Here is a 26,295-nt window from a genome sequence, read left to right as displayed (position 1 = left end):
GCTGATGACCGTCCAGGACTTCGAAACCGCCGCCCGGACCAGACTCGACCCCGTTCACGCCGACTTCATCGCCGGCGGAGCGGGGGACGAGATCACCGTACGGGCCAATGAAGAGGCGTTCCGGCGGCTGCGGCTGCTGCCCAGGGTGCTGCGCGGCAGCGCGGTACGGACGCAGGAGGTCACCGTGGCCGGCAGCCGGGCGCGGACCCCGGTCCTGCTCTCACCGACCGCCTTCCACAAACTCTGCGACGAGGAAGGGGAGTTGGCCACCGCCCGCGCGGCCGCGGCCGCCGGAGCGATCATGATCGTGTCCATGGCGTCCACGGTGGCGGTGGAGGACATCGCCGAGGCCGCCCGCGGCGCCGGCGCGGACGGCGCCCCGGCGCCCCTGTGGTTCCAGCTCTACCTCCAGCCCGACCTGGAGTTCACCGAGGCCCTGGTGCGGCGGGCCACCGACGCCGGGTGCACCGCCCTGGTGGTCACCGTGGACTCCCCGGTGCGCGGCGCGCATGAGCGCGATCTGCGCAACGGCTTCCTTGACCTGCCGGACGGGCTGGCCTGTGCGCACATGGTCGACCCGCGCGAGGGCGGCCGGGTGCGCCCGATCGCCATGTCGCCGGAGATCTCCTGGGCGCACCTCGACTGGCTGCGCGGGATCACCTCGCTGCCGATCCTGCTCAAGGGCGTCCTGCACCCCGAGGACGCCCGGCTGGCGGTGCGCCACGGGGCCGACGGGCTGCTGCTGTCCAACCACGGGGGCCGTCAGCTGGACACCGTGCCCGCCACGGTCGAGCTGCTGCCGGAGATCCGCGCGGCGGTCGCCGGACGCGTCCCGGTCGTGCTGGACGGCGGTGTGCGGCGGGGCACCGATGTGGTCAAGGCGCTGGCGCTCGGGGCGTCCGCCGTGGGCATCGGCCGCCCCGTGATGTGGGCCCTGGCCGAGGGCGGGGAGAAGGGGGTGCGGCGGCTGCTGGAGCTGCTGCGCGAGGAGGTCGACCAGGCCCTGGCGCTGTGCGGCGCCTCCGGCGTCCAGGACCTCACCCCGGATCTGGTGCGCGCCCCGGCCTGGGGGCCGCCGCCGCTGCCCCTCCCCGGCGCGGACGCCGCCCGGCCCGGCGGGGTGGTCTCATGAGCGGGCTCGGCCGGCCGGTCGCCGGTGCGGCGGCGGTGGGGCTGACGGCCAGCCTGCCGTACTGGCTGCCCCGGCTGGTGGTCGCCCTGCGGGTGCGCCTGTTCGCCCGGGTCAATGGCGAGGAGGGCATCCCGGCGCCCGGCCGCGAGGTGCCCGCCGAGGAGTTCAAGCGGGTCTACGGGCATCCGGCCGCGAACGGCCGCAGCCGTGGCGCCGCCCTGTCCGACCTCTTCTGGTACTGGCTCTCCCCCGGCCCCGAAGTCCACCAGGAGCACCTGGAGCCGGGCCCGCGGTACGAGGAGGTGGCCAGGACGACCCGGCGGATCCTCGCCGGGCTCTCCCGGGAGGAGTGGACCGAGCTGGTCCGGCGCCGCACCCGGCGGGTGCTCGACGAGCTCGACGAGGGGGCCGGCCGGTCCGGCGCCCGGGAGCACCGGGTGCGGCTGCGCGATCTGATGATGCCGGTGTGGGCCGAGGTCTACTACGAGGTGGTCTTCCGCGAACCGTGCCCACGCCACGTCCGGGATCTGATCGTCGGCAACGCCGAGGACGTGGTCAGCGCCCTGAAGTGCACCAGCCTGCGCCATATGGACCGGCGCGACCGGCTCACCGGGTATCTGCGGAACCGGCTGGCGAGCGCGCCCCCACCGGTGCCGCTGCCGTCGCTGCTCACCGAGCGGGAGCGGGCGTACTACCTCCAGGGCACGTTCTTCAACACCGCCGTGGTGCAGTCCTCGGAGGCGATGGCCCATCTGCTGCTGGCCCTCGCCACGCACCGGCCGGTCCAGGAGCGTCTGCTGTCCGGCGAGGAGGACGCCGACTACCTGGACCACGTCATCAACGAGACGCTCCAGCACTTCCCGCTCTTCGGCGTGGCCCACCGCATCACCACCGGGGAGATCCCCCGGGCCGGGAGACCGCCGATACCGGCGGGCTCGGTGCTGCTGTTCAACTACCCGGAGTATCAGCGGTCGGGGGCCGGCGCCCAGGAGCGCTTCGATCCGGACCGCTGGCTGTCGGCGGACACCAGGCCGTCCTCCTTCATACCGTTCGGCGTGACCGCCAACCGGCCGTGTCCGGCCCGTGGCTTCGCCGTGCTGACCATGCGGGCCGCGGCCGAGGAGGTGCTGCGGCGGTTCCGGCTGGCGTCCTCGGCCGAGCACACCCGGTCGCTGCCCAGCCGCGGTCCCTGTCTGCTGATCCCGCACACCACCCGGCGGACCCCGCCGGTGTGGGGGCCGGCCAGGCGGGCCGTAAAGCTCGCGGGGATGCGGCTGGGCGACCGGTGGGCGGCGATCCCGCGCAGCCTGACCCAGCTGGTGCTCGGCGGCTACATGGTGTGGGACGCCCGGCGCCAGGGGCTGTGCCGGAACTACTTCGCCACGGCGTCCGGCGGCTCCGCCGCACCGGCCGTCGCCGACCGATGAGGAGGGCGCGACGATGACTCCCACAGAGCTCGCCCCCGCCTTCTTCATCGCCGCCGTGGTGATCCTGCTGACCTGCCGTCTGGTGGTGCTGGTGGCGGGCCGGTTCGGCCAGCCGCCGGTGGTCGGGGAGATGATCGCCGGAGTGGTGCTCGGCCCGTCCCTCTTCGGGCTGCTGGCGCCGGACGCGTCGGACGCGGTCTTCCCGCCGGAGCTCACACCGGTGCTGTACGTGGCCGGGCAGATCGGCCTGGTGGCCCTGATGTTCCACGCGGGATACGCGTTCCGGGCCCATGCGAGCCGGGGGCTGGCCGGAACCGCGGTGGCGGTCTCCTCCGCCGGGGTGGCGGTCCCGCTGCTGCTGGGCGTGGGGCTGACCTTCGCGTCCCACGGCCACGTCGGCATCTTCGTCGACGGGGTCTCGGTCTGGGTGACCGCGGCCTTCGTCGGGGTCGCGCTCGCCATCACCGCGTTCCCGATGCTGGCGCGCATCATCACCGAGCAGGGGCTGTCCGGCACCCGGCACGGCTCGCTGTCCCTCGCCTCGGGGGCCACCGATGACGCGGCCGCCTGGCTCCTCCTCGCCGGGGTGCTGAGCGTGGCCTCGGAGAGGACCGGGCCGATCGTCAAGGCGCTGGGCGGTTCGCTGGTCTTCGTGGCCGTGCTGTTCCTGGTGGGGCGGCGGCTGCTGGTGTGGATCGTGACCAGGCCGGGGCTGAGCGACGAGACCCGGCTGCTGTTCACGGTCGCGGTGCTGTTCTGCGGCGCCTGGTTCACCGACACCATCCAGCTGTACGCCGTCTTCGGGGCGTTCTGCGTCGGGCTGGCCATGCCCCGCCACGAGGCGGCCGAGCGGGTGGTGCGGACCATCCAGGGTCCGACCCAGGTGATCTTCGTGCCGATGTTCTTCACCTACTCCGGTCTCAACACCCGCTTCGACGTGTTCGCGGACCCGGCCGTAATGGCCTTCGGCGCGGCCTGTGTCGTCCTCGCGTCGGCGGGCAAGTTCGGCGGCTGCTGGGCGGCCGCCAAGCTGTGCGGGGAGTCCGGTCCGGTGGCGGTCAGGGTCGGTGCCCTGATGAACGCGCGCGGGCTGATGCAGCTCATCGCGCTCAACATCGGGCTGTCGGCCGGGATCGTCGGCGACGAGCTGTTCGCCGCGCTGGTCCTGGTGGCCCTGGTGACCACGGTGATGACGGTCCCGGTGCTCAACTGGCTGGACCGCCGGGACGCCAGGTCCCGGCCGGCCGGGGAACCGAGCGGCACCGCGGCGGCGGTGCCGGCCGGGAGCTGAGCGGCGTCCCGGCACGCCCTGGGCGTGCCGGGACGTCCGGGCCGGTCAGACCGGGTGGATGGCCAGTTTGAACTCGGCGAAGACCAGCCTGGCCGAGGCGCCGGCGTTGTGGGAGACCATCAGCGCCAGCGGGGTCCCCGGATGCACGAAGATCTCGTGGTGCTTGGTGAAACACTGCATACCCGGGCTCGGCGGCCGGTGGTCCGTGGCCGTGCTGTCCGCGCCCGTCGACAGCCCCAGCGGGTCCCGTACGAACCGGTCACGCAGCTCGGTGTAGCTTCCGGCCTCCCACTGGATCATGGCCGTCAGCGCTCCCCAGCCGTCCGCCGAGGGCCAGATCAGCCCCGCGCGGTCATCGGTGCGCCAGTCGCCGACCGTGTGGCCGTCGGGCTGGGCCACCTGGTGCATACCGTGCGTGTCGTAGGACTCGGCGGAGCCGAAGGGAAAGCGCACCACGTGGTACCCGCCCGCGGGAATCACCTGCGGCGTGCTGAGGAGCAACGAGCAGACCGACACCGTCACGACGCCTCCAGCGGCCCGGACACCCGCGACAGCAGCGCCCGCTTGTCCGGTTTGCCGCTCGCCGCCAGGGGCACCTCGGCCACGACGGTGACGGTGGCGGGGACGCTCGCCTCCCCCAACTCCCGTGCCACCAGGGCGCGTACGGCGTCGAGGTCCGGTTCCCGGCCCTCGGCCGGGACGACGAAGGCATGCGCGGCCTCACCGGTGCGCTCGTCGGGCGCGCCCACCACATACGCCTGGTCGACATCGGGATGGGCCGCCAGCGCGCGTTCGATCGCCCCGGCGTAGTGCACGATGGCGTTGATGATGACCACGTCCCGGGCGCGTCCGGTGAGCCGCAGAAAGCCGTGGCCGTCCAGGTGGCCGACATCGCGGGTGCGCACCCACCCGCCCCGCAGGACCTCCCGGGTGCGCTCCTGGTCCTGCCAGTAGCCCGCCATCGCGGAGTCGGTGCGGACCCATATCTCGCCGGTGGTCCCGGCGGGCACCGGCCGCTCCTCGGGGTCGCGGACGCTGATCTCCACCCCGGACCACGCCCGGCCCACCGAGTCGTACAGCCGGCCCGGCCACTGGGCCAGGTCGTCCGGGGTGAGCAGGGTGAGCATGCCGGTCTCCGTCTGCCCGTACCCCTGGTGGACCACCGGGCCCAGCCGCCGGGCCGCCTCCGCGAACCGGTGCGGGGCGAGCGGGGACCCGGCCACCAGCAGCACCTGAAGGCTGCTGACGTCGACGGGATCGGTGCGCAGGACGTCCAGTACGTGGTGCAGCCGGGCGACGGTCATCAGACACCCGGTGATCCGGTGGCGCTCGAAGACCTGCGGGAACGCCAGGGGCGGCTCGGGGATGACGGCGGTGCCACCGCCCAGCAGACAGACCCCCAGGTGTTCGAAGATCACCGCGCTGCTCAGGGTGCCGAAGAGCAGGAACCGCCGATAGCCCGCCGCGAGCCGCGCGGTCCGTTCGGTCCAGCGCGCGGGCTGCCACGCCCAGTTGAGGGAGAGCGAACGGTAGGTCTGGGCGCAGCCCTTGGGGCGTCCGGTGCTGCCGCTGGTGAGCGTCACCAGGGCGATGTCGTCGGGACGGCCCTGGGCGGTCAGCTCCCCCACGGCCTTCGGGTGGGCGTCCAGCAGGTCCTCGCCCAGCCGTAACACGGTCACGTCGCCCGTGGCGGCCGGCAGCTCGAGGGCCGCACCGGTCTCGTCGGCCACCAGGGCGTCGATGCCGTCGGAGAGGACGTACTCCAGATGCGCCGGGGGCATCCCGGGCCGCAGCCCCGTCACCCGGCAGCCCACCGCGTAGGCCGCCAGGAGCACCGCGAAACCCTCCGGCGTCACATCGGTGGCCACCGCGACCGACCGTCCCGGCCCGAGCCCCGCCGCCCGCAGCCCGTCCGCGCACCGGCCGATCAGCTCCAGCACCGCGCCCCGGGAGACAGTGCCCGACGGGTGTTCGAAGGCGGGCAGCTCCGGCCGCGCGCGGAAGGCGTCGATGAGGGCCTGGGGGAAGGGGGCCGGGAGGGGCTCGGCGTCGTGGTGGGGGGATCTGTGACCGGCGGCTTCGGCGTACGGGTCCATGTGCGTCTCCGTTCGGGTGGTGGTGCCGACTGGGACGTGGTTGATCACCCGACACGATACGGCGGCACGGTCCGCCCGGGGCCCGACTTCGCGGATCACGGGCGCCGGCGGGCACGGGGCCCGGGTGCGCGCGCGACGTCAGCCGCGAACCGCTCATGCGCCGCGCGCGACATTCAGCGCCGCGAACCGCTCATGGGCCGCGCCAGACGTTGTCGTAGGCCGCCTGCTCGATGGCGCGCCGCTGCCGGACGGCTTCCAGCTCCATCACCGCGTCGTTGACGGTGGCGAGCACGGTCACGACCGCCTCGTCGGCCACGCCGTCCGCGACGTCTCCCGTGGGCTCCTCACGGACCCCGATGGCCGCCGCGAGGGAGGCGAGGACGGGCTCGTCCGAGGACCAGCGGTCCGTGGCGTGCCGGCGGGCGGGTGAGTCGACCGGCACGGCCTGACCGGGGCGGACCGGCAGCCAGCCGTGGCGGCGCCGGGTGACCTGCCCGGCCGCCTCCAGGGCGTCCAGGTAGGCCGGGGTCAGATCGCGGCCTCTGCGCCACAGCCAATCGCCGACCGGCTCGTACGGCGGCTGCCGCTGAAGCGAGGACGCGGCCTCGTCCAGCATGCGGTCCCCGGTGGCCGGGCTGAGGCGCGGCACGATGCGGTCCTCCTCCAGTCCGAGGGCCTCGGCGCCGAGGAGGTCGATCAGCTCGGCCCCCGCGAGCGCGAGCGACAGATCGCCTCGCTCCAGGGGGCGGATGGGTGCCACGTCCAAGGTGACGATCAGCAGATCCCGCGGTGTGGTCATGAAACGCTCCGCTCGCCGTCCACCCGCAACGATACGTCCCCGAGTGTCCGGCTGTCCGCTGCCGCCCCCGCCGTGTCCGGCTGCGGACACGGCGGGCGCGTCGGATCGGCGGCCGCGGTCCCGGCTAAGGGGCCGCGTTCATCAGGTCGAGCGCGCTGTGCTGCCGTGCCGCGTCGGTCGAGTCCAGCGGCCCTGACCAGCGCAGTCCGTACTGGTCCAGGGCGTTGCGGTCGGCGGCGTGGGCGCGGTCCGCCTGCCGCCCGAGATAGGCCGTGTAGGGGTGGTCGGGCAAGGCCGCGTTCAGCTTGGCCAGCCCCCGCACATGAGCGCCCTTGAACGAGGGGCCGTCCGCGCCGCAGTCGCCGGTCTCGCATGGGTCCCTCAGGATGCCGTCGGCCGTGTTGAGCTGGGACGACGTGGTGGCGGCTGTGCCGATGCGGCGGGCCGTGGCGAGCACGGAGGCGTCACCGGTGGCCTGGTGCAGCTCGGTGAGGCCGCCGAGCAGAACGCCTTGGTTGTAGGACCAGACGGCGCTGCCGTTGTTCGTGCAGGTGCCCAGGTCGATGCCGTCGTTGACCAGGTTCGATGAGTTCACCATGCCGGTGCCCTGGAACCAGGTCCACTCCGCCTTCGCCCGCTGGAGGTAGGTGGTGTCGCCGGGGATCCGGTTGTGCAGGGCGGCGTTCAGCTGGAGGTAGAGGGAGTTGGCGATGGCGTTCTTGTAGGTCTTCGCGGTGCTCCACCACACGCCGCCGCCGCAGGTGCCGTCCCAGTAGGAGGCCATGTGGTCGGCGTCGGCGCGGGCGGTGGCGAGGTAGCGGGAGTCCCCGGTGAGGTCGTAGGCGGCCACCCAGGCCAGGCCCCACCAGCCGGTGTCGTCGATGTAGTCGTTGCGGAACTGCCCGCCCTGCGCGCCGAGGTTGAGGTCGTAGGTGCGGGCGATCGCGTATGCGTAGCTCCGCATGCCGGTGACGCGGATGTTGTCGATGACGGCCGTGAGGGCGTTGGCCGAGTTCCACCAGCCGGTGGTGGCGAACAGCCCGGTCCGGTAGTCGTAGAACGCCATCTGCGCGGTGGCGGCGGCCGTGCGGCGGTCGCCCGCGTTCCAGGTCGTACGGGCCCAGGGGGTGCAGGCGATGTCGGCGCGGTCACCGGCCTTGCCGCACGCCCGCAGCGCGCCCACGCCATGGGCGCCCCAGTCGTCCACGTTGTACATCAGGGTGCGCCATCCCCGCGCCCCGGCGGGGATGGCGGTGTTCCCCAGGCGGCTGCCCGAGGACCAGGTGCGACCGCCGTCGAACGAGCGGTCCAGCCACACCTCGTCGCCGGGGCTGCCGTCTTCGATGGAGGCCCAGCCCATCGCGTCGGCGTCGTCGAAGTGCAGGGCGATGGAGCGGGAGAAGAGGGTGGCCGTGACGGGGGTGCGGCTTCGCGGGGCGAGCGCCGGGTCCCGGCCGTCGCAGTACGCGTTGCACACGGTGGCCGACGGTGCCGCCTCGGCCGGGGCCGGGAGGAGCTGCGGGGCCAGCAGGGCGAGTGCTCCCGTGACGAGGGCGGCCAGGCGGGCGCACAGCGGTCTCTCGCGTCTCATGCCTGCCTCGTCCCGGCCTAGTCGAAGGTTTCCAGGGTGATGGACGCCTGCTGCGGATTGCCGTCGTGGACGAGCGACTCGTGCTGGCCGACGTCGTCGAAGGCGAAGGCGTACGCCTTGCCGTCGGCCATCTGGGCGTGGATCGCGCGGGCGTAGTGGTTGGTCACGGCGTCGGCGTAGAAGCCGGTGTCACTGGTGTCGGGCTGGTTGGGGTTGGTGAGCAGGGTCGAGCGGTTGAAGCCCGCGCACAGGGTCCGCGAAATCGGGCCGCGCACCTGGTCGTTGGGGGCGTCGAGGCGCTTGTAGCAGCCGAAGACGGAGTCGGAGTCCGGCTTCTGGAAGCTGGTGACCACGGCTCCGGAGCCGTTGGTGAAGTTCATGACGTCGCCGGAGACCCGTCCGTAGTACTTGGTGTTCGGCTGGTCGGCGAAGGGTGTGACGGTCAGGGTGGAGCTGGTGTACTTCTGCCACACACGGTTGATGTAGTCGTCCATCACCGTGCCGGACAGGGCGCCCGCCTCGATGCCGTGTCCGGGCGCCAGGGCCCGCAGGACGGTGCCGTCGGAGCGGGTCTGGATGAGGCCCGCCCAGCCGCCCGACTGGGCGCGCAGCGCGTTGAGGACGCCGCTGTAGCCGCCGGGCTTGAGGTGGCCGGCGCTCTTCACGGTGCCGTCGGCGCCCTGCACCCCCACCGCGTACGGCGCGGAGAACATGTCGACCTGGGTGCTGTTGATGTACAGCCCGGAGTCGTCGAGGGTGAACTCGCTCCAGTTGAACAGGATGTTGTGGTTGGGGTCCGAGGGGTTCTGCACGGCGGGCTGCACCAGGCCGCCGGTGGTGAGCCGGAAGTCGAGCTTCTGGCCGTAGGAGAAGTAGACCCGGCCGGAGATCTTCGGGATGCGGATCGTCAGGGACTGGCCGCCCGCCGGTCCGGCGATCGACGCGTCGGGGGCCGGGGTGGGCGGGTTGCCGCCGGCGGGCCAGGCGTGGAAGGTCCCGGCGGCGTCGACCCAGCCCTGCTGCCCGGTCGAGAGCAGGGTGCCGAGCGTGTAGATGTAGATCTGGTCGCCGCGTCCGGAGTTGTTGGTGAACTTCAGGGGGATGGTGTCCGGCACGGCCGGCCGGGCGGAGGCCTCGGGGGCCAGGGCGGTCATGCCCAGGGCCAGCAGCAGGGCGGACACCCAGACGGGCAGGGTTCCGAAGCGGGTGGGGACGCGTCTGGACATACGTCACCTCTCGCGCGGCCGGACGGCCGCGTCAGCGGGGGGAATGGGGGGGGTGTGTCGTGCTGGTGGAGCCGGGAGTGCGGAGCCATCATGGCAGTGAACATGACACTGGTCTAGACATTACGTGCCGATAAATCGCGGATGAACCGCCGCACGACCGACCGGCCGGCCCGCCCGGTGGTGGCCGGTGCGCTCCGGCGGCGGAAGCACCCGGCGCCGAGGGCCGTGGCGCGGCGGCGGCCACACCGCGCCGATATGGACATACGGGCGTAAACTCGGCAGCGTCCGCAACCGGAGCGGAGGCACCACATGACCGAGCCAGCCCCCTCCCACGCCGAACGCAAACGGGAAACCGGCCACCCGGACGTGCCGTGGACGACCCCCTCGCAGGCCGAGGGCGAACGCGACGACGAGCTGGACGCCGGCCACCCCGACGTACAGAGGACGACTCCCTCACAGGCCGAAGGGGAGCGGGATTAGGCACCGCACCCCCTCTCGGCGCCCCGGGCCCGCCGACCGGTGATCCGGCCGGCGGGCCGGCCGTGCGGCATCGGCGGTGGGGGTGGTTATCCTGATCCGGGGAGGCGAGATGGCACGTGTGACACAGACCGCTGAGACGAGCGGCACCGGCCGGCCGGCACCACGCCACCACGGCAACCGGCACGGACGCAGTGAGCCGGCCCGGCGGGCGGTGCTGGAAGCCGCCGATGACCTGCTCGTCGAGAAGGGCTTCGCGGGCCTGACGATGGAGGGCATCGCCACCCGGGCGGGTGTCGCCAAGCAGACCATCTACCGCTGGTGGAGCACCAAGACCGACGTCCTGCTGGACGCCTTCCTCCAGGACGTGGCAGAGGACCTCACCGTGCACGACTCCGGTGACCTCGCCCGCGATCTGCGCGGCCATCTGCGCGATGTCGCCTCCTTCCTCAACGCCTCCGAGCCCGGCGCCGTCTACAAGGCCCTGATCGCCCAGGCCCAGCACGATCCGGTGTTCGCGCGGGAGTTCCGGTCCCGGTGCCTCGACGACCAGCGCCGCCGCGACCGCCTGCCGCTGGAACGCGCCGTGGAGCGCGGCGAGTTGCCGGCCGATCTGGATCTGGCGGCCGAGACCGACCAGCTCATGGGCCCCGTCTACTACCGCGTCCTGGTGACCGAGGAGTCCATCGGCGCGGAGTTCACCGACCGGCTCGTCGATGCCTTCCTCCACCGCCACGGACTGACCGCGCGGGCGTAGGGCTGATCACCGCCCGGACGGAGCCACCGTCCCGGACGACGCCGTGACCGCCGGTGCCGGGAGGCCGTCCAGGAACAGGGCCCCCGCGAGCAGCGCGGCGCTTCCGCGCGGCGCGATGCCCCGTTCGCGCAGCTCCGCGTCCAGCGCGGCCAGGGCGGCGGCTCCCTCGGGGGTCGCGGTGCCACCCGCGTCGAGCACGGCCTGCGCACCCTCCTTCACCCGCCGGAGGGCGGGCGGGCCCGCCCGGTACAGCGGCCCGGTGTCCTGGAGGGTGCTCATCACGGTGAGCAGCGCGTCCAGGCGCGCCTGGGTCTCGGTGGCCCCCGCGGCACGCGCCCGGGACAGGGCGTCCAGGGCGCGGCGCACATGGGGGAAGGAGGCCCGCGCCTCTCCGCGCGCGCCCGGCGCCCCATAGGTGGCGGAGACGTGCGAGCCCGGTGAGGGCCGGCGCGGTGCGCCGCGGTCGGTGTGGTCCGCAATCCGCTTGGCGGTGGCGGTCAGCTCACCGGGCCCGGCGCCGGGGCGCAGCGCGGCGGCCGCCACCAGCAGCCCCATCACCCACAGCGCGCCGTGGTGGAGGGGGCCGGTGGCCGCGTCGCCACCGGCCCGTGCCATCGTCCACTCGGCGCAGCGGCCGATGGCCCCCAGTTCCTCGCGCAGCGCGCGGGTCGGCTCCCCGGGGCGGCGCGCGGCGGCGGCCATGGCCGCGAACCCGGGCGCCAGCGCCTTGGCCGACCAGCGCAGCGCGAGCAGATCCGCACCGGTGGCGCGCGCCTGAAGATCACGGGCGTCGGCGAGCCCCGGTTTGGGCGTCAGCTCCGCCTGGGCGATCAGGGCACGCACGGCGGCCCCCGCCAGTGCCTCATCCATGGAGCGGGTCATGGGCATGCCCGGAGGCTAGCCGACCAACCTTGCCGGAACATGGGGAGTCGCTGTGATCCCGCTGTGCGGCGCCGCGGGGCCACCGGGCCCCGGGCGCGCCCCATCACACCGTCTGCCGGTCGGCGGCCGCCTCGCACGCGGCGGCGTCCGTGGCCGGACGGCGCGGCCCGAGCAGGCCCAGGACCACGAGCGCGGCCAGCGAGACACCCGCCACCAGCCACATCGCCGCCTGCGCGCCATGGGCGAACATCTCGCCGAACAGCCGGGTGATCTCGCCGCCGCTCAACGAGGTGTGCCATGGGGGCGTGACAAGAACCCTGATACACCCCCACGTACCACCGCGCCCGGTCCCGGTCAGCCGGTGGTGGACAGCGGCTCCGCGGAGTCACTTCGCGGGGTCTGCCGCACCGAACGGAGCCCGGTGAGGCCGATCAGCACGGTGGCGAGCAGGGCGGTGGCGGCGAACACGGTGAAGCCCCAGTCCTCCGCCCCGTTCGCGACCAGCCGGCCGCCGAGCCAGGGGCCGAAGACGGCTCCGAAGCGGCCCATCCCGGAGGTCCAGCCGACGGCGGTGGCGCGGTTCTCGGTGGTGGAGCGTCCCGCGACGGTCGCGTAGACCATGGTCTGCGCGCTGAACAGCCACAGACCGGTCAGGAAGACCACGACGTAGGTGAGCGCCAGCGGCATATGGATGCCCAGCAGATAGATGCCGATGGCGGTGCAGCCGAACCAGACGGCCGCGACCCGGGCGGCGCCGAAGCGGTCGGCGATGCGTCCGGCCACCAGCATGCCCACGATGCCACCGACGTTGATGACGATGAGGAAGGCCAGGGCCGAGCCGAGTTCATAGCCCTGACCGCGCATCATGGTCGGCAGCCAGGTGCTGACGCCGTAGACGAGCAGCAGTCCGCCGAAGGAGGCGCACCAGAACAGGATGGTCTTCTTCCACTGGCCGTCGCTGAACAGCATGGCCAGGGCGCGCCGGCGGTCGGGCCGGGCGGCCGGCTCCGGTGCGGTGGCCGGCAGTTCGACCTGGTACCGCTCGGCGAGCCGGCGGGCCTCGTCGGTGCGGCCGCGGGCCATGAGGAAGCCGAGGGATTCGGGGAGGTGGAGCGCCACCAGCGGCACGGCGACGATCAGCGGCGCCAGCCCGACCCAGAAGACGGAGCGCCAGCCGAGCGGCTCCACCATCCACAGGCCCAGCAACGCCGCCAGGATGCCGCCCGCCTGATGGGCGGTCATCAGCAGACCGATCATGAGGTTGCCGCGGCCGCGGGGGGCGTATTCGGCGACCAGGGTGATGGTGGTGGGCAGCAGGCCGCCCAGGCCGACCCCGGCGATGAACCGGGCCACGCCGAAGACGCCCAGGTTGGGGGCCATGGCGCAGACGGCGGAGGCGAGGGAGAACACCGTGGTGCAGCCGATGATCACCTTCTTGCGCCCGATCCAGTCGGTGACGGTGCCCGCGGACAGGGCGCCCAGCAGCATGCCGAAGGTGGCCCAGCTGCCGAGGTCCCCGGCCCGGCCGGGGGTCAGTCCGAGGCCGGGGTCGTCGAGCATGTCGGGCAGCACGGCGCCGTAGATGAACAGGTCGAGGCCGTCGAAGAGGACGACCGTCCAGCACAGCGCGACCACGAGGACCGCGAGTGCCGTGCCGCGCGAACCGGCGGCGGATGTGGGTGGGTAGGACATGACGTTCCTCTCGTCCTGGAGGCGTGTCCTGGAGGCGTGTCCTGGGGGTGCGGTCCTGAAGGCGGGCCCATGGAGGTCCATGGCGGCCCTGGGGATCCGGCGAGGCCCTGGGGAGGGGCTTCGGGGAGGCGGGCCCTGGGGGGCGGGCCCTGCGGGGCGGGCCCCGGGACCCGGGATGCGGGTCCTGGGGCCCGAGCGGCCCCGGGGGCGGTCAGTCGAGCGGCGGGGTGCCGTGGGTGTGGAAGGACTCGATGGTCTTCAGGCCCCACGCCTGGCCCTTGGCACGCTCGGCCTGGGTCCAGGTGATCAGCGGCCAGTCGGGGGCCAGGACCAGGCGGGTGAGCGGGTTGCACAGCTCGATGCGGTTGCCGCCCGGTTCGTAGACGTAGAGGAAGAACGTCTGCTGGATGGCGTGCTTATGGGGGCCGGTCTCGATGTGCACGCCGTTGTCCAGGCACAGATCGGCGGCGCGCAGGATGTCCTCACGGGTGTCGGTGGCGAACGCGATGTGGTGCAGCCGTCCCTGCGAGCCCGACCAGTCCTCGGTGTAGACGATGTCGTAGGACTTGTTGGTGAACGTCAGCCACTGGGCGGCGACCCGCCCGTCGTCGAGGACGATCTGCTCGGTGGGACGGGCGCCGAGCACCTCGCGGATGAACGCGGCGTTGGAACCGACGTCGGAGGCGAGGAAGTTGACGTGGTCCAGGCGGCGCACCCCCACGCCGTGGCCGGGCTTGGCCTGGGGCTGGTTCTTCAGTCCCGGCTTGAGCTCGGACGGCGCCTGGTACCACTCGCTCTCCCAGTACAGGGCGACCTCGTGGCCATCGGGGTCACTGGTGACGTAGAGCGGGCCGATACCGGGTTCGTCCTCGACCCAGCGCCCGGTACGGCCGGCGGCCTCGGCCTCCTTCACCCGGCGGTGGAGGGCTTCCTCGCCGGACGCGCGCAGGGCGGTGCGGCGAATGCCCGAGGTCGCGTGTGCGGTGAGGGTCAGGCTGTGGTGCTCGTAGTCGTCCCAGGTGCGCAGGTGGACCGAGTCGCCCGAGCGGCCGTTCTCGGTCAGGCCGAGGATCGTGGTGAAGAACCACAGGCTGCCATCGAGGTCGGGGGTGAGCAGTTCGACATGGCCCAGGTGGGCGATGTCCCCGAGCGGCGGGGTCATCAGCGGCTCCTTGAGTGGCGGGTGGACATGGGCTGTGACAGGCGAACAGGTGTGACATGTGCGTGACATGCGTGCATACGTGTCAGCGGAAGGGCTGGTGCCGGCCCGGGGTGGTACCGGAGGTGGTGCGGGTCGGGGCGCGGATCAGGCGGGTCGCGGGAAGACCGTGCCGTCGAAGATCTTGCGCGCGGTGCGCACGACGGCCGTGCCCCGTGCCACGGGGGCGGCGCCGTCCACGGCCGTGCCGTCGTCCGCGGCCGGGTGGTTGTCCACGGCCGTGTCGATGTCCAGGAAGCCGGTGGGGTGTTCGATGCGCAGCCGCTCCCCCGTCTCCGGGAGCCGGGCCACGCCCTGGCCGACGCTTCCCTCGACACACAGTCCGGCGGCAACGCTCGCGGCTCCCAGGACGCCGATGGACGTGTGGCAGCGGACCGGGATGAAGGTGCGGGTCATCACGGCGCCACCGTGCTGGGGCGGGGCCAGCAGGCTGAGCTTGGGCACGGTCGTGGCCCGGACGTCGCCCAGCCCCATCAGCCGGCCGGCCTCCTGCCGGATCCGCTGGAGCCGGGCGCCGAGCGCCGTGTCCGCCTCCAGTTGCTCGGGGTCCTCATAGCCGGTGACGTCCAGGTCGGACGCGGCGATCAGCACGGTCGGCATCCCGTTGTCCACACAGGTCACCGGGGTGCCGTCGATGAGGTCACGGGCCCGGCCGGTGGGCAGCAGCGGACCGCTGCCCTGCGCGAAGGCGATCACGATCGGGGCGGCGGAGCCCGGTACGCCCGAGATCTCGGCCGAGCCGGTGTAGTCGACGCGCCGGTCCGGGGTGGCAACGGTCGCGGTGGCGAGGTCACCGCTGTTGACCATCCTGATCCGCACCGGGGTCCGCCCGTCCTGGGCGGCGACCAGGCCCCGTTCGACGGCGAAGGGGCCGACTCCGGCCAGGAGGTTGCCGCAGTTCTGCCGGTCGGAGACCTCGGCCTCCTCCACGCCGAGCTGGAGGAACAGATAGTCCACATCGGCGTCCGGGTCCTGGGACGCGGAGACGACGGCCACCTTGCTGGTGAGGGGGTGTGCCCCACCGAGGCCGTCGATCTGCCGCGGATCGGGGGTGCCCATGATCCTCAGCAGCAGCTCGTCGCGGGCACCGGGGTCGGACGGCAGATCCTGCTCGAGGAAATAGGCGCCCTTGGAGGTGCCGCCGCGCATCAGCATGCAGCGCACGCCCTCCGGCGCACTCATGAGCCGGCCCCGCCGCAGGTGTACTCGGTGTAGGTCCGGTACTCCACGCCGAGCCCGGCGAGCTTCTCGCGCAGCCCGTAGCGGTCCAGACCCAGCTGGCCCTCGGCGAAGGCGGCCCGGCTCGCCTTCTCCTTCACGGTGCGCGCCTCGGCCGCCTCGACGGCCGTGGCGGCCGACTCGCGCGGCACGCACATCACACCGTCGTCGTCGGCGATGATCACATCGCCGGGGCGTATGCACTGCCCGCCCACCACCACGGGCACATTGACGGATCCGGCCGTGGCCTTGACGGTGCCCTGCGCGCAGACGGCCGCCGACCACACGGGGAAGCCCATCTCCCGCAGTTCGGCGGTGTCGCGCACCCCGGCGTCGATGATCAGGCCGCGGACCCCGCGGTGCTGGAGCGCGGTGGCGAACAGTTCGCCGAACATGCCGTCCGTGGACGGCGAGGTGGTGGTGACGACGAGGATGTCACCCTCGGCACACTGCTCGACCGCGGCATGGATCATCAGGTTGTCGCCGGGCCAGCACAGCGCCGTGACCGCGGTGCCCGCGATGCGCACGCCCTGCTGGATGGGCCGCAGTCCGGGGCCGAGGCTTCCGGTGCGGCCCAGTGCCTCGTGCACCGTGGCCACGTCGTACCCGCCCAGGGCGGCCACCTCCTCGGCCGCGGCGCGGGGCGGGTCGGTGACGATCACACCGCTCGGCCGTGCGGCAGCGGGCGCCTTGTCCGCGTTACCGTGCGTCATTGCTGATATCTCCTTGCTGGACAGGTCGGTGACCCACTCCCGGGGCGCCGGCCCCGCGCTATTCGCGCAGGGCCTCGATCACGCTGGAGAGGTGGGCACGGACGGCCGCTTCGGCCGCCTGTGGGTCCCTGGCTCTGATCGCTTCGATCAGGGCCAGGTGTTCACCCAGGGACCGCTGGGAGCGCCCCGGCCGCAGCGCGAGCTGGAAGCGATGGCGCACCAGCTGTGCGTTGAGCCGCTCCAGCAGCTCCACCGCCACCTGCTGACCGGACAACTCCCGGATGCGGGTGTGCAGTTGGACGTTGAGCCCGGAGTAGGTCATCGGTTCGCCGCCGGCCACCGCCTTGGACATCGCCGTGCCCAGGTCGGCCAGCTCGGTCAGCTGCTCGTCGCTGGCCTCGACGGCCGCCTTGGCGGCGCACAGCCCTTCCAGAACCATCCGGCATTCGGTGATGGCCACCGCTTCCTCGACCGTCACCACCCGCACCCGTGAACCACGGTTGCGGATCCGCTCGACCAGACCCTCGGACGCCAACTCGATCAGTGCCGCACGAATACTCGCCCGTGTCACGCCGAATTGCTCGGCGAGTTCGTTCTCCACCAGCCGCTGGGCCGGTGCCATCTCCCCTCGCAAAATCGCTTGCCGCAGCCGCTCCAAAGCGTGCTGCTTGGCCTGTTCTCCGGTGCCTGGACGGGCTTCCTGCGGCATCGTGCCCTCCCTGAGTGAGTGCCTGTCGAAGATAAATCTAGGCCAACAAGATTGTCAACGATTCTGTTGCCCATATTGGCGACAGAAAGCGAGCCCATTACCGCGTTTCCGGTCCCGTGACAGCGGAAGTCGGGGTTGCTTGAATGGAGCGGCGGTTCCCCATCGGATCCCGTCGACCGTGGGAGCGTTTTCGTGCCTCTGTCGCGCCGTGCCCTCCTCTCCACGCTCCCGGCCGCCACTCTGTCGGCCATGGCCCTGCCCCTGCGCGCACGGGCGGCGGGCCGGCCGGCCGCGGCCGGCGGGACGACGGCCAGTGGGGCGGCGGCCGGTGAGGCTCACACCCGGCTGATCGCGAACACCGTCGCCGTCTTCGCCGGGACGCCGGACTCCAACGCCCGCCCCGAGGTGGGGGCCAAGCTCGCGTCCATCGCCGCGACCGCCCGCTCCCGGCTCGCCGCGATGGACGGCGCCGGGCCGGGCGAGCTCTTCCGGGGCGTCGCGCTGGGCACCAGCGACCCCAACCTGGCCACCTCCTTCCAGTACCTCTACGAGATCGCCCTGGCCACCCGCGCACCGGACGGCGGCACACCCTCCGGACTCCACGGCGACACCGATGTCCAGCGGCGCGTCATCGACGGTCTGATATGGCTCCACGAGCGCTACTACGGAGATCAGTCCAAGGGCTACTACGGCAACTGGTTCACCTGGGAGATCGGCATCTCCTCCCACGTCAGCAAGACCCTGGCGCTGCTCGCCGACGCACTCGCCGGCTACCGGCCCGGCCTCGCCGCCACCTACGTCACCTCGATGGACGGGTATCTGCGCAACGGCGAGGACGGCGACGTGGACCTCGACTCGCGCTTCCACACCGGCGCCAACCTGGCCGACATCACCACCAACCGCATCCTCCAGGGCGCCGTCCTCGGCGACGACGCCCGGATCGCCAAGGCCCTCGCCGACCAGCTGACCGTGCTGGCGACGATCGACCCGTACGACCTGAGACACGGTGTCACCGACGGTTTCTACGCCGACGGCTCCTTCATCCAGCACGCCTCCGTGGCCTACACCGGCTCCTACGGCAGGGGGCTGCTCACCCGCGCCGTGCAGACCGTCACAATGCTCGACGGCACCGGCTACACGACCGACGACCGGCTGGTCCGCGTCGTCCAGGGCTGGGTCAGCGACAGTTTCGCACCGCTGATCTTCGAAGGCTGGCTGATGGAGATCGTCAAGGGGCGCGGGGTGTCCCGGACGACCACGGGGTACGCCGACGCGGCCGAGGTGGTGGAGGCCGTGGTGGGCCTGGCCGCCCACGCCACCGGCGCCGACGCCACGGCTCTGAAGGGCTATGTCGCCCATCTGCGGCAGACCTCGGCGGCCCCGCTCGACCCCTCGGTGTTCGTGTCCCCGGTGAGCGTCGCGGCCTACGCCGACATCCTCGCCGACCCCTCGATCCCGGCGCGGGACCTCGGGCCCGCCGAGCGCCACATCGCGTTCAACGCGATGGACAGAACCGTCCACCGGCGCCCGGGTTACGCCTTCGCCCTGGCCCGCAGCTCGTCCAGGGTCAGCAGATACGAGTACATGAGCGGCGAGAACCTGATGCCATGGTTCCAGGGGGACGGCGCCCACCATCTGTATCTCTCCGGCCAGGACCAGAGGCAGGCGTTCGGCGTCGACTACCTCACCGCCGTCCCGCCCCACCGGCTCGCCGGTGTCACCGCCCCCGTGGAGACCCGCCACACCGTCCCCGAGCTCTACGGCACGCTGTGGTACGACAACCCCGAGCGCGGCTTCACCTCCTCCTCCCAGGCGCAGAACACCTATGTCTACTTCCCCCGCGGCACCCACCCCTTCTCCGGTGGCGCCGCGCTGGGCGCCTACGGTGTGGCCGGGCTCGTCCAGTCCGACGACGTGGGGTATGCCGCGAAGCGGGCGGGCGACCTCCCCGACGACTTCGTGGCGTACCGCGACGCCGATGCCACCAAGTCGTGGTTCCTGTTCGACGACGAGATCGTGGTGCTGGCCGCGGGCGTCGGCGACGGCGCCGGACGCGCGGTGACGACGACCGTCGACACCCGGATCGCCGCCCCCTCGGACACCCTCACCCTCACCGGGCGGCTCCGCGACGGCGCCCGGTGGTCCGGCACCGGCACGGCCCCGCTCGCCTGGCTGCGGTACGGCAACGCCACCCGGGCCGCCTCGGTCGGCTATGTCTTCCTCGACGGGCCGCGGCCCACCGTCACGCTCGACACCGTCACCCGCAGCCGCCGCGCCGTCCGCCTCGCCAACCCCGACACCCCGGTGACCAAACAGCTCTTCGCCGTCACGGTGGAGCGGCCGGCCGGCGCGCCGCACACCTCGATGGCGTACGCCCTCGTCCCGAACGCCACCGAACGCCACCTGAACGGCTACGCCGGCCGGCCACTCGCCGTCCTGGCCAACACCACCCGGCTCCAGGCCGTGGCCCACCGGGACCTGCGGATCACCGCGCTCAACGCCTTCACCCCCGGCACCCACCGCGCCGGGCGGCTGTCGGTGCGCGGACCCGGCTCGGTGATCCTGCGCACGACACCGGACGGCGCCGTGGCGATCGCGGTGTCCGACCCGACGACCGAGCGCGAGACGGTCACGGTCGTCGTCCGGGGCCGGTGGAGGAGGGCCGTCGCGGCGGACGACGGGGTCCGGGTGAGCCGGGTCCCCGGCGGCACCCGGATCGCCGTCGCCACCCGCCACGCCTACGGCCGGAGCTTCACGGCCACGCTGCGGTGACCCGCGAGCGGTGGCCGACGCTGGCGGTGACCCGCGAGCGGTGGCCGACGCTGGCGGTGACCCGCGAGCGGTGGCCGGTGCACTCCGACGGCGTAGCAGCGACGGCGGGGCCGGGGAGGCGTGCCGAGACTTGACGGAGACGTCGGGCGGCCGCCCGTGGTGTTCCCGTACGGGACCGGAGGAGACCCTATGCGAGACCCCATGCCCCTACGCAAGGATCTCGGACTGCTCGCCCTGCGCCTCGGCGTGGGCGGGGTGCTGTTCGCGCACGGTACGCAGAAGCTCTTCGGCTGGTGCGGCGGGGACGGTCTGGCCCGTACCGCCGAGGCCATGGAGGCGATGGGCTTCCGTCCGGGGCGGAGCAGCGCCCTGGCGGCCGGGCTGGGCGAGGCGGGCGGCGGGCTGCTGCTCGCCCTGGGCTTCGCCACCCCCGCGGCCGGGGCGGCGGCGGCCGGCACGATGGCCGGTGCGGTGTCCGTGCACGCGCCGGCCGGGTTCTTCGCCCAGTCGGGGGGCTATGAGTACGCGGCCCTGCTGGGCTGCTCGGCGGCGGCGCTCGGGATCTCGGGGCCCGGCCGCTACTCCCTCGACCACCTCACCTGCCATGTGCTGGACCGGCCGTGGCTGATCGCGACGGCGCTCACCACGAGCGCGCTGGCGGCGGCCGCGGTGATCAAACGCCGGATCGCGGTGACCAGCGAGCGGGAGCTCGCCGACTAGGGTCTGTCGGCGTCCGGAGCAGGGCACCCCCTTGACGACAGACCCTGGGGCCCGCCACCCGCCCCGGAACGCCGTCTCCGGTCCTTATAGTGAAACCTTCATAGCGAAACCTTCGCCGGATCGAGGGGGCCGGGGGATGGCGGAATTCGAGGTGGCCACGGGTGCCGCCGCGGGCCCTGCCGGTGACGACCCGGGGCGCCGGGCGGCGGTGCGGACCGCGTTCGAGGGGTTGCTCCAGATCCGGCGGCTGATGAATACCGGCGCCGCCGACCCCGAGGGGGTGCCCGCCGAGTGGGAGCGGCGGCGACCGGTGCGGGCCGTGGCCCTCGCCCTGGAGGCCGCCGGTGTGCCACCATCCGCCCTCGACGCGGCGGGGCACCGTGTCGCGACCGGCTACTGTCTCGGCGCGGCCGAGCGGCCCGGGGTGGTGCGGGTCGAGTGGCTGGGGCCGCCGGGCAGCGGTGCCGCGTACGCGGCGGAGGAGGGGTTGCGGAACTGTGCGGCCGTGCTGCGGCGGCTGGGCTGGGACGCGCTGGAATACCGGGGGCCGCGCCGCCGGCGCCATCTGGAGGTCGAGCCGGCGCCGGACGGACCTCCCCGGCGCTGACCGGACCGGGGACTCGGTCCGGTCCGGTCCGGTCGGCGCCGGGCCCGTGGCGCAGCTCAGGCGTTGGGGTCGAAGGGGATTCCGGACGGCATGGCCTTGGCGAGGTGCGCGTTGAGGGTGCTGTCCTTGAGGCCGAAGGTGGCGCTGCCGAAGTCGGCCTGGCTCAGCTTGTCGCGCAGCCCGGCGGGGTAGCCGTTCCAGCCGACCAGCGCGGGGTACTGCCAGGTGTGGTAGTGGTTCTCCGGCGGTTCGTCGTTGGACGTCGCCGGGCGGAAGCAGTGGGTGCTCAGGCCGTCCTTGTGATACACGATCTTGGGGTGGGTCCCGTCCCAGAGGATCTGGTCACGGCCGTAGACGGTGAAGTCGCCGTGGGCCGAAGTGGCGACGTACTTGGCCTCGTTGTCCTGCACCCACACCACGACGTGCTCCCAGTCGTGGCGGTGTCCGCCGAGACCGCTGCCGACCACCGCCTGGTCCTTCTCGAAGTACAGGTCGTAGATGATCGCGCACCAGCCGTTGTTGCACTTGGAGCGGGAGTATCCGTTGGTGTTGTCCAGGTCCCAGGAGTCGCGGCACTGGCCGTTGAGGGCCCCGCTCGGGTTGAGACCGCCCGCGATCGTCCCGTCGGGCCCGATGGCGGGCGTGGGGTAGCAGCCGTCGGTGTCGTAGTCGTACGCCGGCTGGAACGCCCGCTCGGTGTCATCCGCGTTGGCGGGCAGAGCCGTGGGCGGATCCGCCAGCGCACTGCCCGGAAAGGCCACGACCAGCGCGATGGCGCTGCCGAGGATGGCGGACACCCTGCGGATCCGCGAACTCTTCTTCACTGCGTCCTCCTGATCGACGGCGCCGTGGCGCCATACCGGAAAGCACGGGATGAGCCTGCGCGATTGGCATGCTCAGGTCAGCATGATCGCATCCCGTACCCGGTGGCGGGCAGGTGGCCCGTGATGAAGAGTCAGCCAACAGCTGTAGCAGAGGACATGGGGAAACGATCACCAGGAATCCCCTAGTCCGCACCCGCCCCTCCGCGAACGAGGCGGCCGGGCGGGTTCGCGTTCGGCCGGAAGCGCGGGTTATGCATGAGGGGACATCGAGCCAATATCTCCGGCAGATTCGGGAGGAATCCGCATGGACCGTACCCAGTCCCGCCCCACCAGCTGCTGCGCGCCGTCACGGGGCGGCGGCGCGGCCGTCACCGCGCCCGGGGCCACGCCACGGACCGGCCGCCACGACGCGGACATGGCGCTGCTGCCGGGTGGGACGTTCCTGATGGGCACCGAGGATGCGGAGGGTTTCCCCGCCGATGGCGAGGGGCCGGTCCGGGAGGTGACCGTCGCTCCGTTCCGGATCGATGTGCACGCGGTGACCAACGAGCGATTCGCCCGGTTCGTCCGCGAGACCGGCCATACCACCGAGGCCGAACGGTTCGGCTGGTCGTATGTGTTCGCCGGATTCCTGCCCGCCGCGCTGCGCCGGGGCGCCCCGCGCCCCGAGGGGGCGCCGTGGTGGTGCGGGGTCGAGGGGGCCTCGTGGCGGGCGCCGGAGGGGCCGGGCAGCGAGGTCGGCGAGCGGGCCGACCACCCGGTGGTCCACATCTCCTGGAACGACGCGGTGGCGTACTGCCACTGGGCCGGTGTCCGGCTGCCCACGGAGGCCGAGTGGGAGTACGCCGCCCGTGGCGGGCTGGAGCAGCGCCGGTACCCGTGGGGGGACGAGCTGACCCCCGGCGGTGAGCACCGCTGCAACATCTGGCAGGGGCGTTTCCCCGTCAAGAACACGGCCGAGGACGGCTATCGGGGAACCGCCCCGGTGGATGCCTTCGAGCCCAACGGGTTCGGTCTGTACAACGTGTCGGGGAATGTGTGGGAATGGTGCGCCGATTGGTGGTCCACCGACCACACCGACCGGCCGCGCACCGATCCGCGCGGACCGGCCACCGGCACCGCCAAGGTGATGCGGGGCGGTTCGTATCTGTGCCACCACTCGTACTGCAACCGCTACCGGGTGGCCGCCCGCACCTGCAACACGCCTGACAGCTCCACCGGGAACCTCGGCTTCCGCTGCGTCCGCGACGCATGAGCATTCTTTTTTCCGGGGCGTTGACAGAAATAGCCCCTCCTGCGCATCCTGTTCGCCATGCACCCCCATCAGGAGGGCCCCCTGTCCCGGCTACGGCGGGGACACGAGGACTTGGTACTGGAGCTGTTGCGCATCCACGGCCCGCTCAGCCGGGCTGAGCTGGGGCAGCACAGCGGGCTCTCCCGGACGACCCTCAGCGATATCGTCACCGAGCTGATCGACAGTGGCGCCGTGGTAGCCACGGCACCCGAAGCGGCTCCGCGCAAGCGGGGGCGGCCGGTGGAGGCCCTGACGCTCAACCCCAGCGCGGGCCAGGCCATCGGCATCGACTTCGCCCGCCGGGCGGTGCATGTCTCCGCGGTCAACGTCGCCCATGAGGTGATCGGGTCGGCCAGTGAGCCCCACGACCCCGAACTGCCCTGGGAAGAACGGATCGCCCTGGCCGAGCGGCTGGTCGGCACGCTGGCCGACGGCGCCCTGCGGCTGGGCGCGCTGAACGCCATCGGGGTGGGAGTGGTCGGCCCGGTCGGCGATCCGGGCCTCGGGCCCGCGCGGCCGCGCCCGTACGCCGATCTGCCCGCCCTGCTCCACAAGCGTTTCCAGGTCCCCGTGCTGGTGGACAACAACACCCGGCTCGCCGCGCTCGCCGAGGCGACCTGGGGTGCCGCGGCGGGCGGCCAGGACGTGCTCTACCTGCGGCTGTCGCACGGTGTGGGCGGCGGGCTGGTCGTGGGCGGCTCGCTGCACCGCGGGGCCTACGGACTGTCCGGCGAGTTCGGGCATATCGCGGTCGAGTCGGGCGACGGGCGATGTTCGTGCGGCGCCACCGGCTGCCTGGAGACGGTGGCCTCGGTGGCCGCCGTACTCGCCGCCTACCGGCGCGCGGGCGGACACGCGGGCGACCTGGCCGTGCTCCTCGGAGCGCTTCAGGCCGGCGATCCGGTGGCGCTGCGCACGCTGGAGGCGGCCGGCACACAGGTCGGCATCGTGCTGGCGGCCGTGTGCAACGCGGTCGGCCCCGGGGTGATCGTGCTCGGCGGCGAACTCGCCGACGCCGGCGCGCCGCTCTTCGAGCCGGTCGAACGGGCGCTGCGCGCACACATCATGCCGATCTCACGGGACCGTGTGGACCTGAGGCCGGCCGCGCTCGGCGAGTCCGGTGGCGCCCTGGGCGGTATCGCCCTTGTCCTTCATCGATCCCCCTTGCTCAGCCATTACCCGGCCCGTCCGGGCTGAACCGGCCCGTCCGGGCCGAAGAGGAGTACCCATGAACCCCGCGAGGCGTCCATGACGGTGGTCACCGCGCCCGAGAAGACTCCCGCGCCGCCGGAAGCACCGCGCGGCACCCGCCGCACCGTCCCTCCCCTCGTGTTCAACCTGATCGCCCTCGTCCTGGGCATCACCATCTGGGCCGTGACCGCCGCCGCCGGGCTCGCGGACATCCCCGGACCACTGGCCGTGTGTTCCAAGGCGCGTGACCTGCTCGCCGACGGAACCCTGACCGAGGACGCGCTGGCCAGCCTCCAGCGGGTGCTCCTGGGCTTCGCGCTGGGCACCGTGGTCGCCGTGCCGGTGGGCTTCCTGATGGGCTGGTACCCGGTCGCCCGGGGCCTGCTGGAGCCGTACGTCCAGTTCTTCCGCACGATCCCGCCGCTGGCCCTGATCCCGCTGGTGATCGTCCTGATGGGCATCGGCGAGACGCCCAAGGTCTTCGTCATCTTCCTGGCCGCGTTCATGTCCTGTGTGGTGGCCGCCTTCCAGGGGGTGACCGGTGTGGACCGGACGCTGATCGACGCCGCCCGGGTGCTCGGCGCCTCGGACCGGACCGTCTTCCTCAAGGTGGTCATCCCGGCGTCCACGCCGTTCATCCTGGTCGGCATGCGCATCGGGCTCGGCGCGGCCTGGGCCACCGTGGTGGCGGCCGAGATGATCGGCGCCCAGAAGGGGCTGGGCTTCGAGATGGTCCACGCCCAGACCTACTACGACGTGCCCACCATCTTCGTGGGCCTGATCAGCATCGGCGTCATCGGCCTGCTCATGGACCGGCTGTTGCTGCTGGCCGAACGCCGTCTCACCGCCTGGCAGGAGCGCCGATGAGCACCAAGATCTCGTTCCGGGACGTGGCCAAGACGTACCCGATGAAGAACACCACCTTCACCGCCCTCGGCAGTGTCTCCCTGGACATCGAGGACCGGGAGTTCGTCGCGGTGGTCGGGCCGTCCGGCTGCGGCAAGTCCACTTTGCTGAGCATGGTGGCCGGGCTGGTGGAGCCCACCTCCGGCACGGTCACGGTGGACGGCGCGCCGGTCACCGGGCCGGGGCCGGACCGGGGCGTGATCTTCCAGCAGTACGCGCTGTTCCCCTGGCTGACGGTGCGCGGCAATGTCGAGTTCGGGCTGAAGCTGGCACATGTCCCCGCCGCCGAGCGCAGGCGCCGCGCCGAACACGCCATCGAGCTCGTCGGGCTCGCCGACTTCGCCGACGCCCTGCCCAAGACCCTCTCCGGAGGGATGAAGCAGCGTTGCGCGATCGCCCGCGCGTACGCCGTGGACCCGGAAGTCCTGCTGATGGACGAGCCGTTCGGGGCGCTGGACGCGCTGACCCGGGTGCAGTTGCAGGACCAGCTGCTGGACACCTGGACCAAGGAACGGCGCACCGTGCTGTTCATCACGCATGACGTCGACGAGGCGGTGTACCTGGCCGGCCGGGTGGTCGTGATGGCCGCCAGGCCCGGCCGGATCCACCGGGTCATCGACGTGGACCTCCCCTATCCGCGCACCGAGGAGATTCGGCTCTCCCCGGAGTTCGCCCGGATCCGCAACGACGTCTGGACGCAGGTCTACCACCAGTCACCGGCCGATTCCGCCGCCTGACCCCCTCCCCCACGC

At 72.6% G+C, this 26,295-nt stretch carries 25 protein-coding genes; 12 read left to right on the top strand and 13 right to left on the bottom strand.

Annotated features, from left to right (window positions below; all coding sequences use genetic code 11):
* Positions 1–4 precede the first annotated feature (4 nt).
* The 3 genes from N6H00_RS35295 to N6H00_RS35285 are packed head-to-tail and all read left to right on the top strand — an operon-like array spanning position 5 to position 3,850.
* The gene (locus N6H00_RS35295; protein ID WP_268977240.1) at positions 5–1,132 is read left to right on the top strand and encodes an alpha-hydroxy acid oxidase; all 1,128 of its coding nucleotides are present in this window, start codon (positions 5–7) and stop codon (positions 1,130–1,132) included.
* Positions 1,129–2,559, top strand: a complete 1,431-nt coding sequence (locus tag N6H00_RS35290) for a cytochrome P450 (RefSeq protein WP_268975918.1) — start codon at positions 1,129–1,131, stop codon at positions 2,557–2,559. The genes N6H00_RS35295 and N6H00_RS35290 overlap by 4 nt, the downstream gene beginning before the upstream one ends.
* A gap of 13 nt (positions 2,560–2,572) precedes the next feature.
* Positions 2,573–3,850, top strand: coding sequence for a cation:proton antiporter (locus N6H00_RS35285; protein WP_268975917.1), 1,278 nt, complete (start codon positions 2,573–2,575; stop codon positions 3,848–3,850).
* Positions 3,851–3,895: 45 nt separating this feature from the next.
* Here the strand turns inward: N6H00_RS35285 and N6H00_RS35280 are convergent, their stop codons facing one another.
* From N6H00_RS35280 to N6H00_RS35260, 5 genes are all read right to left on the bottom strand, one after another.
* A complete protein-coding gene (locus N6H00_RS35280) occupies positions 3,896–4,372 on the bottom strand; it encodes a hypothetical protein (RefSeq protein WP_268975916.1) in 477 nt (158 codons plus the stop codon).
* Positions 4,369–5,946 (bottom strand): class I adenylate-forming enzyme family protein, encoded by a 1,578-nt coding sequence (locus N6H00_RS35275; protein WP_268975915.1) that lies wholly within the window; start codon positions 5,944–5,946, stop codon positions 4,369–4,371. The genes N6H00_RS35280 and N6H00_RS35275 overlap by 4 nt, the downstream gene beginning before the upstream one ends.
* 190 nt (positions 5,947–6,136) lie before the next feature.
* Positions 6,137–6,745: a GOLPH3/VPS74 family protein gene (locus N6H00_RS35270; protein WP_268975914.1), complete on the bottom strand. Its 609-nt coding sequence runs from the start codon at positions 6,743–6,745 to the stop codon at positions 6,137–6,139.
* 124 nt (positions 6,746–6,869) lie between these two features.
* Complete coding sequence (locus tag N6H00_RS35265) at positions 6,870–8,336, bottom strand: glycoside hydrolase family 76 protein (protein ID WP_268975913.1); 1,467 nt, start codon at positions 8,334–8,336, stop codon at positions 6,870–6,872.
* Positions 8,337–8,353: 17 nt separating this feature from the next.
* On the bottom strand, positions 8,354–9,562 hold the full coding sequence (locus N6H00_RS35260; protein WP_268975912.1) for a glycoside hydrolase family 64 protein: 1,209 nt from the start codon (positions 9,560–9,562) through the stop codon (positions 8,354–8,356).
* Between the two features lie 309 nt (positions 9,563–9,871).
* Between N6H00_RS35260 and N6H00_RS35255 the strand changes: the two genes are divergently transcribed.
* On the top strand, positions 9,872–10,042 hold the full coding sequence (locus N6H00_RS35255) for a hypothetical protein (RefSeq protein ID WP_268977302.1): 171 nt from the start codon (positions 9,872–9,874) through the stop codon (positions 10,040–10,042).
* A gap of 109 nt (positions 10,043–10,151) precedes the next feature.
* On the top strand, positions 10,152–10,796 hold the full coding sequence (locus N6H00_RS35250; protein ID WP_268975911.1) for a TetR/AcrR family transcriptional regulator: 645 nt from the start codon (positions 10,152–10,154) through the stop codon (positions 10,794–10,796).
* A gap of 6 nt (positions 10,797–10,802) precedes the next feature.
* Here the strand turns inward: N6H00_RS35250 and N6H00_RS35245 are convergent, their stop codons facing one another.
* The 7 genes from N6H00_RS35245 to N6H00_RS35215 all read right to left on the bottom strand — a co-directional run bounded on the left by N6H00_RS35245 (position 10,803) and on the right by N6H00_RS35215 (position 17,229).
* The gene (locus tag N6H00_RS35245) at positions 10,803–11,678 is read right to left on the bottom strand and encodes a triphosphoribosyl-dephospho-CoA synthase (protein ID WP_268977239.1); all 876 of its coding nucleotides are present in this window, start codon (positions 11,676–11,678) and stop codon (positions 10,803–10,805) included.
* Between the two features lie 103 nt (positions 11,679–11,781).
* Positions 11,782–11,964 (bottom strand): hypothetical protein, encoded by a 183-nt coding sequence (locus tag N6H00_RS35240; RefSeq protein ID WP_268975910.1) that lies wholly within the window; start codon positions 11,962–11,964, stop codon positions 11,782–11,784.
* A gap of 68 nt (positions 11,965–12,032) precedes the next feature.
* Positions 12,033–13,370, bottom strand: a complete 1,338-nt coding sequence (locus N6H00_RS35235) for an MFS transporter (protein ID WP_268975909.1) — start codon at positions 13,368–13,370, stop codon at positions 12,033–12,035.
* A gap of 211 nt (positions 13,371–13,581) precedes the next feature.
* Complete coding sequence (locus N6H00_RS35230) at positions 13,582–14,532, bottom strand: catechol 2,3-dioxygenase (protein ID WP_268975908.1); 951 nt, start codon at positions 14,530–14,532, stop codon at positions 13,582–13,584.
* Between the two features lie 144 nt (positions 14,533–14,676).
* Complete coding sequence (locus tag N6H00_RS35225; protein WP_268975907.1) at positions 14,677–15,771, bottom strand: 4-oxalomesaconate tautomerase; 1,095 nt, start codon at positions 15,769–15,771, stop codon at positions 14,677–14,679.
* On the bottom strand, positions 15,768–16,520 hold the full coding sequence (locus N6H00_RS35220; RefSeq protein WP_268975906.1) for a 4-carboxy-4-hydroxy-2-oxoadipate aldolase/oxaloacetate decarboxylase: 753 nt from the start codon (positions 16,518–16,520) through the stop codon (positions 15,768–15,770). Before N6H00_RS35220 ends, N6H00_RS35225 begins: the two co-directional genes overlap by 4 nt.
* Before the next feature lie 58 nt (positions 16,521–16,578).
* Positions 16,579–17,229 carry a GntR family transcriptional regulator gene (locus N6H00_RS35215; protein WP_268975905.1) on the bottom strand — a complete coding sequence of 217 codons (651 nt, stop codon included), beginning with the start codon at positions 17,227–17,229 and terminating at the stop codon, positions 16,579–16,581.
* A gap of 192 nt (positions 17,230–17,421) precedes the next feature.
* On the opposite strand from N6H00_RS35215, the gene N6H00_RS35210 reads away from it, so the two are divergent.
* The 3 genes from N6H00_RS35210 to N6H00_RS35200 all read left to right on the top strand — a co-directional run bounded on the left by N6H00_RS35210 (position 17,422) and on the right by N6H00_RS35200 (position 21,328).
* Positions 17,422–20,001 (top strand): polysaccharide lyase family 8 super-sandwich domain-containing protein, encoded by a 2,580-nt coding sequence (locus N6H00_RS35210; RefSeq protein ID WP_268975904.1) that lies wholly within the window; start codon positions 17,422–17,424, stop codon positions 19,999–20,001.
* Between the two features lie 201 nt (positions 20,002–20,202).
* Complete coding sequence (locus N6H00_RS35205; protein ID WP_268975902.1) at positions 20,203–20,721, top strand: DoxX family protein; 519 nt, start codon at positions 20,203–20,205, stop codon at positions 20,719–20,721.
* Between the two features lie 136 nt (positions 20,722–20,857).
* Positions 20,858–21,328 (top strand): hypothetical protein, encoded by a 471-nt coding sequence (locus tag N6H00_RS35200; RefSeq protein WP_268975901.1) that lies wholly within the window; start codon positions 20,858–20,860, stop codon positions 21,326–21,328.
* 56 nt (positions 21,329–21,384) lie between these two features.
* On the opposite strand, the gene N6H00_RS35195 is transcribed toward N6H00_RS35200, so the two are convergent.
* A complete protein-coding gene (locus N6H00_RS35195) occupies positions 21,385–22,152 on the bottom strand; it encodes an NPP1 family protein (protein WP_268975899.1) in 768 nt (255 codons plus the stop codon).
* Between the two features lie 304 nt (positions 22,153–22,456).
* On the opposite strand from N6H00_RS35195, the gene N6H00_RS35190 reads away from it, so the two are divergent.
* Genes N6H00_RS35190 through N6H00_RS35175 form a run of 4 tightly spaced genes read left to right on the top strand, consistent with a single transcriptional unit; the run spans position 22,457 to position 26,280 of the window.
* Complete coding sequence (locus tag N6H00_RS35190; RefSeq protein ID WP_443073138.1) at positions 22,457–23,407, top strand: formylglycine-generating enzyme family protein; 951 nt, start codon at positions 22,457–22,459, stop codon at positions 23,405–23,407.
* A 45-nt stretch (positions 23,408–23,452) separates the two neighbouring features.
* Positions 23,453–24,643 carry an ROK family protein gene (locus tag N6H00_RS35185; RefSeq protein WP_443073257.1) on the top strand — a complete coding sequence of 397 codons (1,191 nt, stop codon included), beginning with the start codon at positions 23,453–23,455 and terminating at the stop codon, positions 24,641–24,643.
* Between the two features lie 51 nt (positions 24,644–24,694).
* Positions 24,695–25,504, top strand: a complete 810-nt coding sequence (locus N6H00_RS35180; RefSeq protein ID WP_268975897.1) for an ABC transporter permease — start codon at positions 24,695–24,697, stop codon at positions 25,502–25,504.
* The gene (locus N6H00_RS35175; protein WP_268975896.1) at positions 25,501–26,280 is read left to right on the top strand and encodes an ABC transporter ATP-binding protein; all 780 of its coding nucleotides are present in this window, start codon (positions 25,501–25,503) and stop codon (positions 26,278–26,280) included. The genes N6H00_RS35180 and N6H00_RS35175 overlap by 4 nt, the downstream gene beginning before the upstream one ends.
* Positions 26,281–26,295 lie beyond the last annotated feature (15 nt).

The organism is Streptomyces sp. S465 (genome assembly GCF_026898115.1).
Classification (GTDB): Bacteria; Actinomycetota; Actinomycetes; order Streptomycetales; family Streptomycetaceae; genus Streptomyces; species Streptomyces luomodiensis.
This window is presented reverse-complemented; position numbering and strand designations above follow the sequence as displayed.

What these genes read in the sequence shown, in the direction of transcription:
- N6H00_RS35295 (WP_268977240.1), top strand. Translation starts at nt 5, where the DNA reads ATGACCGTCCAGGACTTCGAAACCGCCGCCCGGACCAGACTCGACCCC.
- N6H00_RS35290 (WP_268975918.1), top strand. Translation starts at nt 1,129, where the DNA reads ATGAGCGGGCTCGGCCGGCCGGTCGCCGGTGCGGCGGCGGTGGGGCTG.
- N6H00_RS35285 (WP_268975917.1), top strand. Translation starts at nt 2,573, where the DNA reads ATGACTCCCACAGAGCTCGCCCCCGCCTTCTTCATCGCCGCCGTGGTG.
- N6H00_RS35275 (WP_268975915.1), bottom strand. Translation starts at nt 5,946, where the DNA reads ATGGACCCGTACGCCGAAGCCGCCGGTCACAGATCCCCCCACCACGAC.
- N6H00_RS35270 (WP_268975914.1), bottom strand. Translation starts at nt 6,745, where the DNA reads ATGACCACACCGCGGGATCTGCTGATCGTCACCTTGGACGTGGCACCC.
- N6H00_RS35265 (WP_268975913.1), bottom strand. Translation starts at nt 8,336, where the DNA reads ATGAGACGCGAGAGACCGCTGTGCGCCCGCCTGGCCGCCCTCGTCACG.
- N6H00_RS35260 (WP_268975912.1), bottom strand. Translation starts at nt 9,562, where the DNA reads ATGTCCAGACGCGTCCCCACCCGCTTCGGAACCCTGCCCGTCTGGGTG.
- N6H00_RS35255 (WP_268977302.1), top strand. Translation starts at nt 9,872, where the DNA reads ATGACCGAGCCAGCCCCCTCCCACGCCGAACGCAAACGGGAAACCGGC.
- N6H00_RS35250 (WP_268975911.1), top strand. Translation starts at nt 10,152, where the DNA reads ATGGCACGTGTGACACAGACCGCTGAGACGAGCGGCACCGGCCGGCCG.
- N6H00_RS35245 (WP_268977239.1), bottom strand. Translation starts at nt 11,678, where the DNA reads ATGACCCGCTCCATGGATGAGGCACTGGCGGGGGCCGCCGTGCGTGCC.
- N6H00_RS35235 (WP_268975909.1), bottom strand. Translation starts at nt 13,370, where the DNA reads ATGTCCTACCCACCCACATCCGCCGCCGGTTCGCGCGGCACGGCACTC.
- N6H00_RS35230 (WP_268975908.1), bottom strand. Translation starts at nt 14,532, where the DNA reads ATGACCCCGCCGCTCGGGGACATCGCCCACCTGGGCCATGTCGAACTG.
- N6H00_RS35225 (WP_268975907.1), bottom strand. Translation starts at nt 15,771, where the DNA reads ATGAGTGCGCCGGAGGGCGTGCGCTGCATGCTGATGCGCGGCGGCACC.
- N6H00_RS35220 (WP_268975906.1), bottom strand. Translation starts at nt 16,520, where the DNA reads ATGACGCACGGTAACGCGGACAAGGCGCCCGCTGCCGCACGGCCGAGC.
- N6H00_RS35215 (WP_268975905.1), bottom strand. Translation starts at nt 17,229, where the DNA reads ATGCCGCAGGAAGCCCGTCCAGGCACCGGAGAACAGGCCAAGCAGCAC.
- N6H00_RS35205 (WP_268975902.1), top strand. Translation starts at nt 20,203, where the DNA reads ATGCCCCTACGCAAGGATCTCGGACTGCTCGCCCTGCGCCTCGGCGTG.
- N6H00_RS35200 (WP_268975901.1), top strand. Translation starts at nt 20,858, where the DNA reads ATGGCGGAATTCGAGGTGGCCACGGGTGCCGCCGCGGGCCCTGCCGGT.
- N6H00_RS35190 (WP_443073138.1), top strand. Translation starts at nt 22,457, where the DNA reads ATGGACCGTACCCAGTCCCGCCCCACCAGCTGCTGCGCGCCGTCACGG.
- N6H00_RS35180 (WP_268975897.1), top strand. Translation starts at nt 24,695, where the DNA reads ATGACGGTGGTCACCGCGCCCGAGAAGACTCCCGCGCCGCCGGAAGCA.
- N6H00_RS35175 (WP_268975896.1), top strand. Translation starts at nt 25,501, where the DNA reads ATGAGCACCAAGATCTCGTTCCGGGACGTGGCCAAGACGTACCCGATG.